Here is a 16,506-nt window from a genome sequence, read left to right on the forward strand (position 1 = left end):
TTGCTATAATTAAAAAAAAGGTTATATTATGATAATAAATAAGCCAATAGATATGCATTTACATGTTCGTCAAGGTGATATGCTTAAAAAAGTCTTACCTGAGACTGTGCATCAATTTGCAGGTGCAGTGATTATGCCAAATACTATTCCTCCTGTAACTACACTTGATGGAGTTTTAAAATATAAAGAAGAGATTCAAAAAGTTAGTGGTGAAGATTTTACTCCTTTAATGGATGTTTTTTTACAAAACTTTACAGAAGAAGAGATTCAAAAGCTAAAAAATAATATTTTCGCTATGAAGTTTTATCCAGATGGAATCACTACAAATAGTGAAAGTGGAATTAATTCAATTGAAGATATTTATCCTACATTAGAGCTTTTAGCAAAATATAATATTCCTTTATCAATTCACGGTGAAACAAATGGAAGTATGCTAAATAGAGAAAGAGAATTTGCTCCTACTTATGAAAAATTAGCAAAAGATTTACCAAATTTAACCGTTATTATGGAGCATATATCTACAAAAGAGTTAGCTGAACTTGCTACAAAATATGACAATCTAAAAGCAACAGTAACAGTTCATCATCTACTACTTACATTAGATGATTTATGTGGAGGTGCTTTGAATGTTCATAATTTTTGTAAACCAACAGTAAAATTAGCAAGCGATAGAGACGCTTTACAAGAATTAGTAAGAAGTGGACATAAAAATGTAATGTTTGGAAGTGATTCAGCTCCACATCCACTTAAAAACAAATTCAAAGGTGCAGCTGGAATATTTTCTGCCCCTGTGATTTTGCCGGCACTTGCAGAGTTTTTTGAAGGAAACGAAGCAAAACTTCAAAGATTTATAAGTGATAATGCAATTAATAATTTTAATTTAAATGTAGTAAATAAAGATGTTGAATTGGTAGAAGAAGAGTGGGTAGCACCAAAAATGGTGGGTGAAGTTGTGCCTATGTTTGCTGGTAAAAGATTTAATTGGAGAGTGAAGTGAAGATACTTTTTTCTCCAAGTGAAGGAAAAACTACAAAACAAGAGTTTGAGCCGATAACTAAAGATAGCTTTATTTTTCCAGAGTTGTATGAAAAAAGAGAATTAGTTTTAAAAGAATATGATAAATATATTCACTCTTTAAGTGATGAAGAATTAAATCAATTTTTTGGTATAAAAAATGGTTGTGAATATGTTGTGAATATTTTTGAAGAACCTACTTGTAAGGCGATTGAAAGATATAATGGTGTTGCTTATGATTATTTAGAATATTCTTTGTTAGATGAAACTTCACAAAAATATATTGATGAAAATACTCTTATTTTTTCCAATTTATTTGGTGTGATTAAAGCAGATTCTTTATTGCCATTTTATAGAATGAAGCAAGCTAGAAATTTACCTAATATTGAAATAGATAAATATTACAAAAGAGAGTTTTCTGAAAAATTAGATGAGTATTTGTCTGATGAGGTTGTTTTGGATTTAAGAGCAGGACATTATGATAAATTTTATAAACCACAAAAATATATAACTATGAAATTTATAAAAAATGGAAAAGTTGTAAGTCATTGGGCAAAAGCTTATAGAGGTATAGTTTTGAAAGAAATGGCAAAAAATAAAATTAAAACTGGGCAAGAGTTACTTAATTTACAAATTAATAAATTAACTTTAACAGAAATTCAAGAAACTAAAAATAAAAAGACTATTATTTATGAAATAAAGGAATAAAATGGCTGAATTAAAATATTTATTAGATGGTGTTAGACTTCACGCGCAAGAGCTTTTTTATAAGATTACAAATAAACTGAATGATAAATATTATCTCTCTTTTTCAAATATTCCTGATGGCTTAAAAGCTGAAAAAATTTTAAAGAAAAATAAAACTAAGTTTAAATCAATTACAGTTCCAGATGATATTTTTGAAGCTTGTGGAGTAGCAATTGTAACGAATGAGTATGAAGATATAGCAAAAATTTTAAAAGATAATAATATTGAAGTAGAAGTTTTTATATATGAGGAGAATAAATCGGTCAAAATTTATGGTAATTTACAAAAAGAGGGTTGTGAATTGTAAAATATGTTACTATTAGTAACTTTTAAATAATAATTTTTTTCTTTTAGAAACTTTTTTCTTTATCTTAGTTATAATTAAGAAAAAAAGGAATCAAAATGGATAGAAGTAAAAGTATAGAGTTATTAAATAAAGCAGTAGGAGATGAATTGAGTGCGGTTCATCAATATATGTATTTTCATTTTATTTTGGATGATTTAGGGTATGATTTATTGGCTAATATTTTCAAAAGAACAGCAATTGAAGAGATGATGCATATTGAAAGATTTGCTGAAAGAATTCTGTTTTTAAGTGGTGATATAGAGATGAAAGCTTCACTTGAAGTAGTAAAAGAAAAAGATCCTGAAAAGATGCTAAAATGGGCGATGGATAGCGAAGAAGGTGCAATCGTTGATTATAATAAATGGGCAATGGAATGTGCAAATGCAAGTGATTCTATGAGTAAACAACTTTTTGAATCAATTATTGCAGATGAAGAAAGACATTTTGATCAATATGATACGGAATATCAAAATCTTAAAAAATTCGGAGATAGATATTTAGCTCAACAAGCTATGGAAAGAAGTAAAACTGTTGGTGGGATGATGCCACCAGCAAATTAATTCATCCTTTTGGATGAATTAATTATTTTCACAATTACACTCTTTTTCTCTAAGTTGTCCACAAGCAGCTGAGATATCCATGCCTTTACTTTCACGAATAGTACAAATAACACCTTTTTTGGTAAGTATATCTCTAAAATTTTCCATTTTTTGTTTAGTTGGTCTTTTATAATTTGTTCCAGGATATGGATTAAAATATATTAAATTTACTTTAGCTCTAATTCCATTTAATAATTTAACAAGTTTAGTGGCACTTTTTTCATCATCATTAATTCCATCAATAACTAAATATTCAAATAATACTTTTTTTCTTTTATCAATTGGAAATTTTTTCACAGCTTGAATAACTGAATGAATATTGTAAGCTTTATTCATTGGTATTAATTCTTCTCTTAATTTATCATCTACAGCATGTAAAGATATTGCCAAATTGATTCCTAGATCTTCAGTTGCCAATTTTTCTATTTTAGGAGCAATTCCACTCGTAGAAAGAGTTTGACGACGAGGTGCAATGTGAAGGGCATTTTCATTTGAAATAATTTTGATAGCTTTTACCATATTATTATAGTTATCAAGAGGTTCTCCCATTCCCATATAAACTACATTCAGAGTTTTTTGATTATTGAAATTTTTAACTTTTTTCATCAGCCATACTTGTGCTACAATTTCAGCTGGTGTTAAATTTCTAACAAATCCACCTTTTGCAGTTAAACAAAAACTACATCCAACTTTACATCCAACTTGACAACTAACACAAACAGTGTATCTATCTTCACTGATTATATTTCCTTCATCATCACTTTCTTCTTCTTTCATTTTCAATAAAACAGTTTCAACTGTGTGTCCATCTTTTAGTCCAAGTAAAAATTTTTCAGTCCCATCAGTTGCAATTTCTCTATTTATAATGGTTAATGGATTGATAATATATTCATTTTTCAACTCTTCTTTTAAAGTCTTTGGTAAATTTTTCATATCATCAAAATTTTCAATATATTTATCATAAATCCAATTGAAAATCTGTTTTTTTCTAAATTTTGGTTCAATCTCAAGCTCATCTGGTAAATAACTCATTATTTCTTTCATTTAATATATCCTTTTTCTTTTAAATAATTAATTAGTCTATTTTTAGCTTCTTTTATATTTTGTAAATATTGTTCGTGGGCATTTTCTTCGCAATAATTTGTAATTACAAAAATACCTTTTACTGGAATACTAAATTCTTTTGCAATTTTTACTACACTATAAAATTCCATATTTTCAACCTCAAATCTAAGTTTATCAAAAGCAAGGGCAGATAATTCATCAGTTGTGATATAATTTGAAGAATTAACTACTGTTTCACGTGAAACACTTGCTGTTATAAAATTATCAATTGGTGTATAAGATTTTTTTTGTAAAAAAGATATTTCCATTTGAGCAGCAGTTGAAGAAGTAATTATGTCGAAAATTTTATGTTTATTTGAATTGTAACTCCCGGCACTTCCAATAAAAATTAGTGATTTTGGCCTATCAAGTAAACATAAAGTAGTTAAATTGATTGCACTTTCAATAAGTCCAATTCCAATAGGATGAGCAAAAGAGAAAATTTCCTCTTTTCCAGCAGATAAAATCATACAATACCTTTTTTAATGGTATTATACTATTTTTTTAGATGAGATAATGCTCTACTTAATAATTCTGCGTGATAAACTTCTTGTCTTGAGATAAATAGTAAAAAGTTTGACAAATCATTATTTCCAATCTTTTCAGCTAATATTAAGCACTCTTTTTCAGCTCCTATTTCTTCTTCAATATTTTCTTTTAAAAATTTAACAACCTCTACATTTCTATATTTTTCTTTATCTATACTTCTTACAAAGTTTAAAGTACCAAGTTCTACTGCATATTTTGCAAATCTTTTTAGATGATAAATAGAATCACTTGCTAAATCAGCAAAACAATTTACTGCTTCTATATTGTCAGTTATGTGAGCTTTTAGATATGAATAGATAGTAATTAATTCATATTCTTTAAATGTTTCTCCTATTAAAAAGAAATTAAATGCATTAGCCTGAATAGGTGTTATTTCTATATTTTTTAGTGTTTTGTGTTCATCAAATGCTGTTATTTTTTCATCATCATTCATATTTTTTAAGATACTCAAGAAATACTCTTCATCATTTTTAAATCTTGCAATAGTTGGCGTGTCAACTCCATTACTATTTTTACATTTGATAGATTCTTTAATTTTTGTTATTATTTTTTCTCTTAATTCTTTTGTAGAAGTTACTTTTAAATCTCTTAAATTATCTATATCCATATCAAATTTAATATTATTCTTAACCATATCATTCATTGCCCACATCATATGTTTATATTCAATTAACCCAAAATCTTCATATATTTCTGCTATTTCTCTATTTGGGTGCATAAAAGATGCATACAATAAACTTAAATAATTTATTTGTTTAGTTTTTACCATTTTTATTCCTTCTTTTTTATTTATTTTATCATAAAATTTGAAAAAAATATAAAATAAGATAAAATTTGTATTAAATTGAGTAGAATTGTTACGACTTATATAAAATATGTCGTAGTAAATATACTTATTGACTTAATATATTAAAAATATTCTGACTAAATAAATGAAATGACTACAAATTTTAATGAAAAAAAGTGTTAAAAAAGTGCACTCAACCTGAATGGAACTTGTGTTTGAACTTTTTAAATTTTTGGAGTGTTAAGAAATTTGTTCTATTGTTGAATGTTTTAGGTTAGTATCTAAATATATAATCAAGTTTATTTAATCATTTTCTACAACTTCTACCAATGCATTAAAAAGAGTTATTACATCATTATCTGCTTTTTTTAAGTGATTCACACAATTTTTTGCCATATGCCATATAATTTTATATCCTATTTCTGGATTTTGATCCATAAAATTTTTGAGATCATCTCTTGTTACTTCTAAAATTATAGAATCTTCAATAGTTTTAATTGTAGAAGTTATTTTTCCTTCATCAATTAAATTTATTTCACCAAAAAACTCATCTCCACCTGCATCTATTATAGTTACAATATAATCTTCATTATATATATTTTCTTTTGATATAGAAACTTTTCCTCCTATAAGTAAAAATGCACTATTTCCAATTTCACCTTCTTTTATTAAAATTGTATTTACTGGAATTTCTTTTCTTTTAAAAATTTGTGTAAATTTTTGTGCTTCTTCTTTGTTTAATTCTTTAAATAGAGGATGATTATACATTATTTTCCTTTTCTATTATTATAAGTGCTGTATGATTTTGTATTATATAATCATTATTAGGGGTTAAAATTACTTTATTAAGTTGTATATCTTTTAATTTATGTATTTTATCATATAATTTATCTATATTAGGAGACTCTTCAGCTTCTTTAATATACTCTTTTTTTAGTTGTTTTAAGTTACCATAATTTTCTATTATTCCAATAAGAAGTGAATTATTTTGTAACATTTCATCAAAAATTTCTTTGTAAGTTACTGATGTTTTACTAGAATGAATAATTTTAAAATTTTTATCTTTAATTAAATTACCAACTACTTTTGAAATACCAGGGTCAGTAATTGCTTTTGATAAAAGGTCTTTATTATACTCTTCATTTAAAATAATTTCATCGCATTCTATTCTTTCTAAATATTTTTCAAATTTTGGATTTATTATTTCTGCAATTAAATAAATGTTTTTATTAAATGATTTTAATAAAATAGAAGTTGCTAATACTTTTGAATCGCTATTTTCATTATGTTCAGCAATTATAATAGCTTTACTAGCTTTGTTGGCTTTTGCTTTTAATAAAACTTCATCTTCACTAAAATCACCTTTTACAAATTTTATATGTTTTATTTTTTCAAGTACCATTTCTATTCCTGGTGTTAATTCGTCATTTATTATGACGATACCTTCTACATTTAATCTATTGTTTGACTCTAAAAATCTATTTAGTAGTATTTTGAATTGAGGTTTGTATCCACAAATTATTAAATGATTATTTAATTTATCCACACTTTCCCACTCCCTTATTTTAAATATAGTTTTTTGAATTAGTCGATTTGTTACAATCGCTGTAAAAAGTGAAACAGCTATTGTCGATAAAATGATTAAAATTATAGTGACAGCTTTTGTTAATGTTGTATGAGGAGTTATATCTCCATATCCAACAGTTGATGCTGTTATTACTGCCCAATAAAAAGTTTCAAAATAGCCTTTGAAACTTGAATCTAACTCAGGAAATATATAAGAAATACTTAATATAAAAAAAATAAAAAATAAAAAATAAAAAATCCAAGCTTTTATCTCTTTCATCGTTTTACATTATAAGTTATAAATTTATTCAAACTTAAATTTCCTTTTTATATTTTAATTCCACACTTAATAATTATCGCTATTTTTATTAAATTTTATAATTACTTGTATTGTTTCTCGTGAAACATTATTTATTATATTTAATTATACCAAAAATATTTAAAAATGATAATTAAATAAATAGATATATTTAAGCAGAACTATTTTGATATAATATGAGTATAAAAATTATAAATAATAAGGAAATATTTAAATGCAAATACTTATAACAGGTGGAGCAGGATATATAGCAAGTCATACATTGATAGAATTAGCAAAAGCTAATTATAACTTTATAGTTTATGATAATCTTTCTAATTCATCTTCCAAGTCTCTAAAAAGAGTATCTGAAATTATAAATAAAGATATAACTTTTGTTGAAGGTGATATAAGAGATAAGTCCAAACTTCAGGAAGTTTTTTCAAAATATAATATAGATTCTGTAATTCATTTTGCAGGGCTTAAAGCAGTAGGGGAGTCAGTAGAAAAACCTCTTAAATATTATGATAATAATGTATGTGGAACTTTAAGATTATTAGAAGTTATGAGAGAAAATAGTTGTAAAAAAATAGTATTTAGTTCTTCTGCCACTGTTTATGGAGATCCAAGTATTACGCCTATTACAGAAAAATTTCCAGTAGGAAGTACGACAAATCCTTATGGAACAAGTAAATATATGATAGAGAGAATTTTAGAAGATTTATATATCTCTGATAACTCTTTTAAAATAGCAATACTTAGATATTTTAATCCAGTTGGAGCATATGAAGATGGAACTATTGGTGAAAATCCAAATGGAATACCAAATAATTTAATGCCTTTTATAACACAAGTAGCAGTTGGTAAAAGAGAATATTTAAATGTTTTTGGAAATGATTATGATACTTACGATGGTACAGGAGTAAGAGATTATATTCATGTAATGGATTTAGCTAATGCTCATGTAAAAGCGATTGAATATCTAAATAAAATAGGTCAAATAGAGCCACTTATTGTAAATGTTGGAACTGGAAAAGGGTATAGTGTTTTAGATGTTGTAAAAGCATTTGAAAAAGTAAGTGGTAAAAAGATACCATATAAAATTGTAGATAGACGAGCTGGAGATGTAGCTAAAGTTTATGCAGATCCAACTTTTGCTAAGAAAATTATTAATTGGCAGGCAACGAGAGATTTAAACAAAATGTGTGAAGATAGTTGGAGATGGCAAAGTAAAAATCCTAATGGATATGGAGAATAAATTTATTTATTCCACACTCCTGCTATTTTATCATTACATTTAGGACAAGTTCCTTTATCTGTAATTTCGTTTTTAATTACTTCATATCTATGTCTTATAACTATTTCATATCCACATTTTGGACAATATGTAATGTCAGGTACATCTATATTTCCAAAATATATATAATTAAGTCCATATTTTTTACCCATATCATATGCTCTTTTTAATGTTTCTATTTGAGTTGCCTTTTTATCAAGCATTTTATAATCAGGATGAAAAGCGCTTAAATGCCATGGAATATTTTTATCAACATTTGCTATAAATTTAGCCATATTTTCTAACTCTTCATCGGAGTCATTAACTCCATCAATAAGTAGGGTTGTGATCTCTATCCATATACTTTTATCGTGCATTCTTTGAATGGTATTTAAAACTGCATCTAAATTACCTTTTAAAACTTTTTTGTAATACTCTTTATTGAAGCTTTTTAGATCAATATTTGCAGCATCTAGCCAATTCATATCTTCAATCTCTTCAATAGATTCAAAACCATCTGTTACAAATATATTTTTTGCCCCTTTAAGTTCTACTAATTTACCAATATCTTTGGCATAAGGATAAAAAATCGATGGTTCATTGTATGTATAAGCTACTCCGTCACATTGATATTCTGTTACTAAATTTGCCATATTCTCAGGTGTAACTACGACATTTTCATCAATTTTATTTGTTTGTGAAATTTGCCAGTTTTGGCAAAATGGACATCTAAAATTACATCCGACAGTTCCAATTGATAAAATATTACTTCCTGGTAAAAAGTGGTAAAGCGGTTTTTTTTCGACTGGGTCTATATTTAAAGCGCTTGGATGATTGTAAACTAAATTTTTAAGTTCACTGTTTTTATTTTTATTTACTCCACAAATTCCAGTTTGCCCCTCTTTTAATTTACAATAATGTCTGCATAACAAACATTGTATAGTGTCTTCATTTAATGTTTTGTAATATTGCATAACTTCCCCCTAATATTAAGATTATAATTAAATTAAAAGTAGCAAAATATTTAAAATTTTGTTTACTACCAATAAAATAACTATAAATAAGTTTTGCTATTTGATTTGTAACTGTTGCTATTAATATACCATAAATAGCAATATTTTGTAATAAAGTTCCATTTTGGGCATATTTGCTTAATGTAATTGTAATAGCATCTACATCAGTAATTCCGGCAATAAATGAAACTATTAAAGTTCCACTATCTCCGAAATAAGTATGAGCAACTTTTACACCTGCAAAAATTAGACCAAAAATTAGTCCATATTTTAAACTTTCCCATAATTCAAGTGGATTTTTATATTCTATTTGAGTATTAGTATAAGTATTCAAATTATCTTTTATTAAATAATAAATGTATATAAAACCTCCAATAGATGCTAATAGAAAAGGAATTACAAGTTTATGCATAATAGATATATTAAATAAAGCAGTCCAAATGAATACTCTTAAAAGCATAATAGTGTTTGCCAAATTGATAGCTATTGCTGTATGTTTTGAAACGGAAGGTTCTATTTTAGATTTTTGTGAAAAGGTTATTGTTGTTGCTGTGCTCGAAGCAAGTCCACCTATAATTCCAGTTAAATATATTCCTTTATTTCCCCAGAGTTTATTTAAAATATATCCTAAAAATGAAAGGCCACTTAGTAAAATTACAAATAGCCATAATTGATAAGGATTTATTAATTGCCATTTATCTATATATCTGTTTGGTAAAATCGGCAAAACTATAAATGTAATTAATAAAAATGTCACTACAGCATTTAAATCAATTTTAGATATATATTTTTCATATGTTGTAAGAGTTGATTTTAAATTTAATAAAAATACTACTAAAACAGATGTATAAATTGCAAATTCTATATTTTTATTTATCATTATTCCAAGAAGATAAGTAGCTATAAGACTTACTTCTGTTGTTATTCCTCTTCTTTTATTGTTATTATTTAAATTATTAAGATAGTAGCCAATTCCTATAATAAAAATAAGTCCATAGATAATATTTATATTTAAATATGTGGAAAGATAACCAATTAATGCAACTATAGCAAAAGTTCTAGCCCCTGCTAAATCTGTTTGATTTTTGTATAAATTATTGAGCTCTCTTTGTAAACCTATTATAAATCCTATAATTATAGGAATTAATATTTTTATATATTCATTTTGAAGATAGTTCATTTATTACTCCTACTGATAAATTTTGTTTATTATAATAAAATTTTCTCTCTTTTATGAATTTTTAATTAAATATATAAATTTTCTCTCTTTATAAGAAGGAATATTCATCTCCTGCCTATATTTTACAATAGTTCTTCTTTTCATATCAATATTATATCTTTTAATAATATTATTAAGAATTTCTTTATCATTTAAGGGTTTGTTATTATCTTCATTTTCTATTAGTTTTTTAATAAATTCTTTTATTTCAACAGTTGAAATATTATTAATATTGTTTACAAAAAAATCTTTAAACGCGAATACACCCCACTCTGTTTGTATATATTTGTTTTTTATAGCTCTTGAAATAGTTGATTCATTAAAACCCAACTCATTTGCAATATCTTTTAATCTTAATGGTTTTAAATTTCCACCTACAAAAAAATTGTATTGTTTTTCAGTAATAATTAAGGTTATATTGTAAAGTGTTTTTTTTCTAAGTTCCAACATATTTACAAGTTCTTTTGCTTCTTTAAATTTTTTCTTTAAAAAATTATTTGAATTATCTATAAGATTTATTTTTATATTTAATTTTTCTTTTTCGAAAAATACATGAATATCTGGAGAAATATGCCCTTTATTTTTTTTAAATTCAATTGCTGGAGGATATTTTAAATATTTTAAATATTTTTTTGCTTCATTAAAACGAGGATAATTAATAAATTTTTCTAATGATTTAAGTTCATTAATCATATTATTTAATAATATACTTAATTCATCATCCAAATCATAATTATGAATTTGAAATAAAAATGATTCTTTTAAATCTTTAGCCCCTATACCATTTGGTTCTAAATATTTGAAACGTTGTCTAATCGATTCTACAAATGTAGAAGTAACATTACAAATATTAGCAATCTCTTCAATATTACCATCAAAATAGCCTTCTTCATTGATATTTAAAATAATTTTCTTTGCAATTTTTTGTGATTTATCTGTTGGAAATAAAGGGGGAATATTTTGTTCTTCTAATGTTTCATATAAAGTTTTTTGGGTAACACTCATAGCCTCTATTATGTCGCTTGAAGAATTTGAAACACGATTTTGATATTCGAGATATGCATTATTAGAAAGATTTGATGAAGTTTTATTTGATATTTCAATACAAGGATTTTCATAAGATATTGTTCTTATATATTCATCTAATTCTGAAACTGAGCATTCTAAAATAGGTAGCCATATTTTCATAGATAAACGCGGAATTTGTTTTTGATATAAATTTTGTTTAAATTTCATAAAATTGCCCTTATAATAAGTTATATAATTATATATGCAATTTTTATTCCACATAAAATAAATTATCCGATTCTATATGAATCGGATAAAAATTAATATTTAATACGAACTACTCCATTTGGTTTAACAATTTTCATTTGACATGCAAGTCTAGCTTTAGGACTATTTTCATTTAATGTTTTCATAACACCTTTTTCTTTTTCGTTCATTTCACTCAAATATTCCATTCCACTTTCAATATATACAATACATGTTCCACATTCACCATCTCTACATCCAAAAGGTAAAGCAGAACCAGATGCCTCTACAATATCTTGAATAGTTTTACCAGGTTTTACATTTATCGCTAAAAAATCATTTATAATCTCTACTCTTGTTGTCATATTTTTTCCTTTTTTATTTAAATGGTTTTATAAGCATATCAGTTTGAATTACACATTGACATGCAAGTCTAACAGGTGTTTGTCTATTATACTGCTGAGCAATTTCAGCCTCTTTTTTTGATATTGCACCCATCTCTACTAAAGTACTAAGTTCTTTATCTTCCATATATATTGGCGTTGCTTCACTATAACCTTCTTCATCAGGTCTTAACACATCTTTTGTTTTTAATTCTTCGATTTTAACTATACAACTACCACATGTACCATCTTCACATTCACTTGGTATTTTAATTCCATTTTGTTTTGCTACTCTTAATAAAAGATCTCCTTTTTTTGCAAAAACTCTTTTATTCATTCCCTCGCCAAATCCACAAAAAATTACACTTACCATTTATTCTCCTTTATTTTTTTTTAACAAATTCAAAACTAAGTAACCCTGCTTTGAATTTGTTTTTCGGCTTCTTTTTTTGCACGATGTTCTCGAATCCATTTTAATTCTTCTTCCATTTCATCATAGAATTCATCATTTTCCACTGTTTCTAATTCTTCTTCACGACATCCGAAAATAACTCCTTTTTCTATAAAATGGACTTCATAAATTCTAATTACTTGTAAAAAATCTCCAATAGTTTTAATATATCCTTCTTCTCCATGTTCGATTAAAATTGCATTTTTTTCATTAAAAGGATTTGTTCCATCATTTTTTATAGGAACTTTTATTCTAACTTTTTGACCTATTTTAAATATAGGAAGTATTTCATCTTTTGTTGAAGATGAAATTAATTCTTCTTGTTCAATTGTATATTTTTTCATAGTTTTACTCCTTTAGGGTATTACAGCTATTTGCACCCATACAAGTTCTGCAAGGAGAAGGAGGTCTGCTAAATGTATCCCATATTTCTGCAGCGCTAGGAGAATAACCATTTTCAAAATTTTTATAAATATTAAAAAAAGCAAATTTATAATAATCTAATTTTTCTTGCTCATTTTTAAATTTTTCCTTTTTTCCTTTTTTCAGTATTTCAGCATATTTTTTTAAAATATGAAATCTTTTAACACTTACAATCTCTCTATCATATTCTATATCAAAAAAATCAAAATATTCTTCTATAGTTTCAAATTTTTCAAATTTATTCATAACTGCTCCTTAAAGATTCATCTCTTTTTTTATTTGTTTAGCCCATTCAATTACTCTTTTTTCTGTAAGTTCAGGTTGATTGATATCATCAATAGCCAAACCACAAAACTTTCCATTTATAATTGCTTTTGAATATTGAAAATCATATCCATTAATTGGCCAATAACCATACTCAGTATCTGTTCCTAATTTATTAAAAATAGTTTTCATTTTCCCAAGTGCTGTTACAAACTCTTCCCCATGTTCTTTTTGATCTCCTGCTCCAAAAAAAGCTATTTTTTTACCGCTTAAATTTGGCAGTTCATTTTCAAGTTCAAACAAAGGATCAACCCAATCCCTTTGGGGATCACCTTGTCCCCATGTCGAAGAGCCTAAAAGCAATATATCATATTCTTTAAACTGTTCAATGCCATCAAAATCTTCTTCCATATTTATAAGTTCACAATTTTCAAAAAATTCTTCTAGCATTTCAGCTGTATTTTGAGTAATTCCTCCACTACTTCCTACAAATATTCCTATTTTTGCCATTTTTATTCCTTACAAGGTTTGTATTGTAAATATACAGTATGAGCTTTATTTAATAATTTCTCACCATCTTCATATAATTTATCAAGAGTTCTATAACTAAAACGATGAGCATCTTTAAAATATTTATCAACAAGAACAATTTTATCAGCTATAACAATACAACGACCAAATCCTTCATGGCTCATTTCCATAACTACATTACACATAACGCCAGTTTTTCTTTCAAACTGTAATGCAATGGCTTTAAAAATCATTTTTATTTCATTTATCCAAATTTCATCAATATCTGCAATAATTGGTATTTTTTTAAGTTCTTCTTTAGTTTTTATATATTTTTTTGTTAAAAGTTCTTCATCACTTATTTTAGACCAGCTTCCAAACTGATCCGAAGCCCTAAGCTGTCTTATTAGCTCTTTTTTAAAATCCTCTTTGTTTATAACTATTTTATTCATTTTTATCCTTTATTCGCTTTTCCATCTATCAAGTCTTACATCTTCTAATTCTATATTCATAATTTTTCTAATCCATGGTGGTGGATTATTATTTATCATATATGTAAATTGACTTAATAGTTCTTCAATAGAATCAATATATTTTACTTTTACAGGAGTTATACCAGAAGAAATGACTTTTGCCGCATCTCCTCCTATAATGTTTTTACAATATATTATATTAACTCCTTTCAATGAAGAAATTATATATTTTATTTTTTCTCCTTCTGGAAGATTTGAAGTATCTATTTCAATAATTTTTTTTATTGTACATTTATCCTTTGAAATATCATATACAATGAATTTTTTTGCTTTTGAAAAACTTCGATCTACAGTATTATCATCATCTGTTGCAAAAGCAACTTTTAAAGTGTTATTATTAGCTTCATTAGATGTAACATTAATGTTTGTTGTTTTAGCCATAAACTTACTCCTTATTTAATAAATTAGCCACTTCAAATAAAAAATATGCACCACCTTCATAAAGTTGGTCATTTTTTAGTTGATTTCCAAATTCTTCATAATTTGGGAATCCTCTTACTATTAAGTGTGCTTTACTTTCAATAGAGTGCAATATCCGTTCCCCATGAGAATTTGCAATTAATACATCACATTCTGTTAAAAATTTAGTAGCATCTTCAAAATCTCCTACGAAAATATTTTCAGCATCAATGTTTTTTAATATTTCAGATGTAGTAGTGGCTATTACAGCCTTTATTTTAGCACCAACACTTCCAAATAATTCACATATACCAGCACACATATCAGGTTCACCAATTATTACAAAAGTTTTATTACCAATTACAAAATGAGTATCTAACATTGCATCTTGCAACCTACCTCTCCATCTTTTTATGGAAGAAATAGGATTAATTTGTTGTAAACCCATCAAAAATGTTACAAAATTGTCAGTTTCATTTAATCCCATTAAAGAATTAAAATGTTTATGTATTATTTTTGGATTTTTTTCCAAAAGAGTTTCGGCTGCAATTTTCATGGATTCTCCAATTGTTACCACATAAGCAGAATCTCCTAAATTTTTAATATCTTCTAAACTGATTGCCCCATTGCCAAGTTTTCCCTGTCCTTCGCTTAAACACCCATCAAGTGATGTTGAAATATCAGGAAGTGCATATGTTTCAAAACCAAAACTTTCACAAAAATTTTTTATTTTTTCAATTTCAATAGGTTGAATGTTTACATTTGGCAAAAGTAACAATTTTGTATTATTTATTTTATTAGAAGGATTTGTAAACTGTTCAATAAGTGCTTTTACAGTTAAAGCCCATCCACTTTCCATCCCTCCTTCAAAATCAGGTGTATGGACATAACAATACGGAATATTTATAAAATCTTTAGCACTTTTTATATCATCACCCTTTGTTTCTGTAAGTCCTGTAGTATGTAATCCTATAATTTCTGGTTCAAAGTTATTTTTTTTAATAATATTTTCTACCGATTTTATAATAGTCTCATATCCACCCTCAAGAACAGCTGTAATATCACTCACTGATGTATTGTACATAGCAATTGGTTCATTATAATGGCTTGTAAAAAAAACTTTTGTAAAAGAAGCACAACCTTTTGAGCCATGCATTAAAGGAAGAGAATTTTTAATTCCCATAAAAGCTAAAGCAGCTCCCATAGGCTGAGAATGTTTAATTGGGTTAATTTGAAGTGGTTTTTTTAATGTATTCATATTTTCACCTCCCAAGGTGCATTTTTTGCATAATTGCTAAACACAGGATTATCCAAAACATTATCCAAATCTTTTGCAAAATTTAAAAGCCCATTGTATCCTCCGTAAATTTTCTTTTTTTCTTGATTTACATTAATATAAGGTATTCCTTTTTTAAATGCAGTGTATAAACTTCTACCACCACCTAATAAAATATCTGCGCCTTTTTCTTCTACTATTTTTATCTGCTCTGATGCAGGGGATTTCATTAAAATAATATCTTCTCCCAAAATTTCTTTTGCTTTTGTTATGTCTCCCTCCACAGACTTTGCAACAGAAGTTGCTATAACTTTAATTCCCAAATCCTGTAATGCAGAAGCTATTGACCATGCTTTGTTTCCTCCTGTATTTAATACAGCTTTTTTACCTTTAAATTTTTCAATATATGGTTTTAATTTCTTCTCTATTTTAATTTCTTCTTCTTTTGTTATTTCAACGGCCTTTTCAACAAGTTCAGCATTTCCCAAAGCTTTG

Annotated in this window: 22 protein-coding genes; 5 read left to right on the forward strand and 17 right to left on the reverse strand. The window is 26.3% G+C overall.

Going from position 1 to position 16,506, the window contains the following annotated elements; all coding sequences use genetic code 11:
• The first annotated feature begins 28 nt into the window (after window positions 1-28).
• The 4 genes from pyrC (at window position 29) to ACZ5OA_RS00150 (ending at window position 2,667) form a co-directional block, all read left to right on the forward strand.
• Window positions 29-997 carry a dihydroorotase gene (gene pyrC / locus ACZ5OA_RS00135; RefSeq protein ID WP_464907511.1) on the forward strand — a complete coding sequence of 323 codons (969 nt, stop codon included), beginning with the start codon at window positions 29-31 and terminating at the stop codon, window positions 995-997.
• A complete protein-coding gene (locus ACZ5OA_RS00140) occupies window positions 994-1,722 on the forward strand; it encodes a YaaA family protein (RefSeq protein ID WP_464907512.1) in 729 nt (242 codons plus the stop codon). Before pyrC ends, ACZ5OA_RS00140 begins: the two co-directional genes overlap by 4 nt.
• 1 nt (window position 1,723) lies before the next feature.
• Complete coding sequence (locus ACZ5OA_RS00145) at window positions 1,724-2,068, forward strand: putative Se/S carrier protein (protein WP_464907513.1); 345 nt, start codon at window positions 1,724-1,726, stop codon at window positions 2,066-2,068.
• 95 nt (window positions 2,069-2,163) lie between these two features.
• Complete coding sequence (locus ACZ5OA_RS00150) at window positions 2,164-2,667, forward strand: bacterioferritin (protein WP_464907514.1); 504 nt, start codon at window positions 2,164-2,166, stop codon at window positions 2,665-2,667.
• 18 nt (window positions 2,668-2,685) lie between these two features.
• Here ACZ5OA_RS00150 and rlmN read toward each other — a convergent pair whose 3' ends face one another.
• From rlmN to ACZ5OA_RS00175, 5 genes are all read right to left on the reverse strand, one after another.
• On the reverse strand, window positions 2,686-3,750 hold the full coding sequence (gene rlmN, locus ACZ5OA_RS00155; protein WP_464907515.1) for a dual-specificity RNA methyltransferase RlmN: 1,065 nt from the start codon (window positions 3,748-3,750) through the stop codon (window positions 2,686-2,688).
• Window positions 3,747-4,280, reverse strand: coding sequence for a purine-nucleoside phosphorylase (locus ACZ5OA_RS00160; protein WP_464907516.1), 534 nt, complete (start codon window positions 4,278-4,280; stop codon window positions 3,747-3,749). Before ACZ5OA_RS00160 ends, rlmN begins: the two co-directional genes overlap by 4 nt.
• Window positions 4,281-4,306: 26 nt before the next feature.
• A complete protein-coding gene (locus ACZ5OA_RS00165) occupies window positions 4,307-5,128 on the reverse strand; it encodes a ferritin-like domain-containing protein (protein WP_464907517.1) in 822 nt (273 codons plus the stop codon).
• A 321-nt stretch (window positions 5,129-5,449) separates the two neighbouring features.
• The gene (locus ACZ5OA_RS00170) at window positions 5,450-5,914 is read right to left on the reverse strand and encodes a Crp/Fnr family transcriptional regulator (RefSeq protein ID WP_464907518.1); all 465 of its coding nucleotides are present in this window, start codon (window positions 5,912-5,914) and stop codon (window positions 5,450-5,452) included.
• The gene (locus tag ACZ5OA_RS00175) at window positions 5,907-6,992 is read right to left on the reverse strand and encodes a potassium channel family protein (RefSeq protein WP_464907519.1); all 1,086 of its coding nucleotides are present in this window, start codon (window positions 6,990-6,992) and stop codon (window positions 5,907-5,909) included. Before ACZ5OA_RS00175 ends, ACZ5OA_RS00170 begins: the two co-directional genes overlap by 8 nt.
• Window positions 6,993-7,245: 253 nt before the next feature.
• Here ACZ5OA_RS00175 and galE point away from each other — a divergent pair, with 253 nt between their 5' ends.
• On the forward strand, window positions 7,246-8,268 hold the full coding sequence (galE, locus tag ACZ5OA_RS00180; protein WP_464907520.1) for a UDP-glucose 4-epimerase GalE: 1,023 nt from the start codon (window positions 7,246-7,248) through the stop codon (window positions 8,266-8,268).
• Between the two features lie 2 nt (window positions 8,269-8,270).
• Here galE and amrS read toward each other — a convergent pair whose 3' ends face one another.
• The 12 genes from amrS to ACZ5OA_RS00240 all read right to left on the reverse strand — a co-directional run bounded on the left by amrS (window position 8,271) and on the right by ACZ5OA_RS00240 (window position 16,499).
• Complete coding sequence (amrS, locus tag ACZ5OA_RS00185; protein ID WP_464907521.1) at window positions 8,271-9,260, reverse strand: AmmeMemoRadiSam system radical SAM enzyme; 990 nt, start codon at window positions 9,258-9,260, stop codon at window positions 8,271-8,273.
• Window positions 9,235-10,479 carry an MgtC/SapB family protein gene (locus ACZ5OA_RS00190; protein WP_464907522.1) on the reverse strand — a complete coding sequence of 415 codons (1,245 nt, stop codon included), beginning with the start codon at window positions 10,477-10,479 and terminating at the stop codon, window positions 9,235-9,237. Before ACZ5OA_RS00190 ends, amrS begins: the two co-directional genes overlap by 26 nt.
• Window positions 10,480-10,530: 51 nt before the next feature.
• Complete coding sequence (gene rpoN / locus ACZ5OA_RS00195) at window positions 10,531-11,754, reverse strand: RNA polymerase factor sigma-54 (protein WP_464907523.1); 1,224 nt, start codon at window positions 11,752-11,754, stop codon at window positions 10,531-10,533.
• Window positions 11,755-11,846: 92 nt separating this feature from the next.
• Window positions 11,847-12,137 (reverse strand): 2Fe-2S iron-sulfur cluster-binding protein, encoded by a 291-nt coding sequence (locus tag ACZ5OA_RS00200; RefSeq protein ID WP_464907524.1) that lies wholly within the window; start codon window positions 12,135-12,137, stop codon window positions 11,847-11,849.
• A 13-nt stretch (window positions 12,138-12,150) separates the two neighbouring features.
• The gene (locus tag ACZ5OA_RS00205) at window positions 12,151-12,528 is read right to left on the reverse strand and encodes a 2Fe-2S iron-sulfur cluster-binding protein (protein WP_464907525.1); all 378 of its coding nucleotides are present in this window, start codon (window positions 12,526-12,528) and stop codon (window positions 12,151-12,153) included.
• 35 nt (window positions 12,529-12,563) lie between these two features.
• Window positions 12,564-12,950: a nitrogen fixation protein NifZ gene (locus ACZ5OA_RS00210; RefSeq protein WP_464907526.1), complete on the reverse strand. Its 387-nt coding sequence runs from the start codon at window positions 12,948-12,950 to the stop codon at window positions 12,564-12,566.
• Between the two features lie 4 nt (window positions 12,951-12,954).
• The gene (locus tag ACZ5OA_RS00215) at window positions 12,955-13,275 is read right to left on the reverse strand and encodes a nitrogenase-stabilizing/protective protein NifW (protein ID WP_464907527.1); all 321 of its coding nucleotides are present in this window, start codon (window positions 13,273-13,275) and stop codon (window positions 12,955-12,957) included.
• A gap of 9 nt (window positions 13,276-13,284) precedes the next feature.
• Window positions 13,285-13,803: a flavodoxin gene (locus tag ACZ5OA_RS00220; RefSeq protein WP_464907528.1), complete on the reverse strand. Its 519-nt coding sequence runs from the start codon at window positions 13,801-13,803 to the stop codon at window positions 13,285-13,287.
• 2 nt (window positions 13,804-13,805) lie between these two features.
• On the reverse strand, window positions 13,806-14,255 hold the full coding sequence (locus tag ACZ5OA_RS00225; protein WP_464907529.1) for a NifX-associated nitrogen fixation protein: 450 nt from the start codon (window positions 14,253-14,255) through the stop codon (window positions 13,806-13,808).
• A gap of 9 nt (window positions 14,256-14,264) precedes the next feature.
• A complete protein-coding gene (locus ACZ5OA_RS00230; protein WP_464907530.1) occupies window positions 14,265-14,717 on the reverse strand; it encodes a NifB/NifX family molybdenum-iron cluster-binding protein in 453 nt (150 codons plus the stop codon).
• 4 nt (window positions 14,718-14,721) lie between these two features.
• Window positions 14,722-15,993, reverse strand: a complete 1,272-nt coding sequence (gene nifN, locus ACZ5OA_RS00235; RefSeq protein ID WP_464907531.1) for a nitrogenase iron-molybdenum cofactor biosynthesis protein NifN — start codon at window positions 15,991-15,993, stop codon at window positions 14,722-14,724.
• The gene (locus ACZ5OA_RS00240; protein ID WP_464907532.1) at window positions 15,990-16,499 is read right to left on the reverse strand and encodes a nitrogenase component 1; all 510 of its coding nucleotides are present in this window, start codon (window positions 16,497-16,499) and stop codon (window positions 15,990-15,992) included. Before ACZ5OA_RS00240 ends, nifN begins: the two co-directional genes overlap by 4 nt.
• Window positions 16,500-16,506 lie beyond the last annotated feature (7 nt).

The sequence above is a fragment of the Thioreductor micantisoli genome (assembly GCF_055392745.1).

What these genes read in the sequence shown, in the direction of transcription:
- pyrC (WP_464907511.1), top strand. Translation starts at nt 29, where the DNA reads ATGATAATAAATAAGCCAATAGATATGCATTTACATGTTCGTCAAGGT.
- rlmN (WP_464907515.1), bottom strand. Translation starts at nt 3,750, where the DNA reads ATGAAAGAAATAATGAGTTATTTACCAGATGAGCTTGAGATTGAACCA.
- ACZ5OA_RS00230 (WP_464907530.1), bottom strand. Translation starts at nt 14,717, where the DNA reads ATGGCTAAAACAACAAACATTAATGTTACATCTAATGAAGCTAATAAT.
- ACZ5OA_RS00215 (WP_464907527.1), bottom strand. Translation starts at nt 13,275, where the DNA reads ATGAATAAATTTGAAAAATTTGAAACTATAGAAGAATATTTTGATTTT.
- nifN (WP_464907531.1), bottom strand. Translation starts at nt 15,993, where the DNA reads ATGAATACATTAAAAAAACCACTTCAAATTAACCCAATTAAACATTCT.
- galE (WP_464907520.1), top strand. Translation starts at nt 7,246, where the DNA reads ATGCAAATACTTATAACAGGTGGAGCAGGATATATAGCAAGTCATACA.
- amrS (WP_464907521.1), bottom strand. Translation starts at nt 9,260, where the DNA reads ATGCAATATTACAAAACATTAAATGAAGACACTATACAATGTTTGTTA.
- ACZ5OA_RS00210 (WP_464907526.1), bottom strand. Translation starts at nt 12,950, where the DNA reads ATGAAAAAATATACAATTGAACAAGAAGAATTAATTTCATCTTCAACA.
- ACZ5OA_RS00160 (WP_464907516.1), bottom strand. Translation starts at nt 4,280, where the DNA reads ATGATTTTATCTGCTGGAAAAGAGGAAATTTTCTCTTTTGCTCATCCT.
- ACZ5OA_RS00190 (WP_464907522.1), bottom strand. Translation starts at nt 10,479, where the DNA reads ATGAACTATCTTCAAAATGAATATATAAAAATATTAATTCCTATAATT.
- ACZ5OA_RS00220 (WP_464907528.1), bottom strand. Translation starts at nt 13,803, where the DNA reads ATGGCAAAAATAGGAATATTTGTAGGAAGTAGTGGAGGAATTACTCAA.
- ACZ5OA_RS00150 (WP_464907514.1), top strand. Translation starts at nt 2,164, where the DNA reads ATGGATAGAAGTAAAAGTATAGAGTTATTAAATAAAGCAGTAGGAGAT.
- ACZ5OA_RS00225 (WP_464907529.1), bottom strand. Translation starts at nt 14,255, where the DNA reads ATGAATAAAATAGTTATAAACAAAGAGGATTTTAAAAAAGAGCTAATA.
- ACZ5OA_RS00170 (WP_464907518.1), bottom strand. Translation starts at nt 5,914, where the DNA reads ATGTATAATCATCCTCTATTTAAAGAATTAAACAAAGAAGAAGCACAA.
- ACZ5OA_RS00165 (WP_464907517.1), bottom strand. Translation starts at nt 5,128, where the DNA reads ATGGTAAAAACTAAACAAATAAATTATTTAAGTTTATTGTATGCATCT.
- rpoN (WP_464907523.1), bottom strand. Translation starts at nt 11,754, where the DNA reads ATGAAATTTAAACAAAATTTATATCAAAAACAAATTCCGCGTTTATCT.
- ACZ5OA_RS00205 (WP_464907525.1), bottom strand. Translation starts at nt 12,528, where the DNA reads ATGGTAAGTGTAATTTTTTGTGGATTTGGCGAGGGAATGAATAAAAGA.
- ACZ5OA_RS00175 (WP_464907519.1), bottom strand. Translation starts at nt 6,992, where the DNA reads ATGAAAGAGATAAAAGCTTGGATTTTTTATTTTTTATTTTTTATTTTT.
- ACZ5OA_RS00145 (WP_464907513.1), top strand. Translation starts at nt 1,724, where the DNA reads ATGGCTGAATTAAAATATTTATTAGATGGTGTTAGACTTCACGCGCAA.
- ACZ5OA_RS00200 (WP_464907524.1), bottom strand. Translation starts at nt 12,137, where the DNA reads ATGACAACAAGAGTAGAGATTATAAATGATTTTTTAGCGATAAATGTA.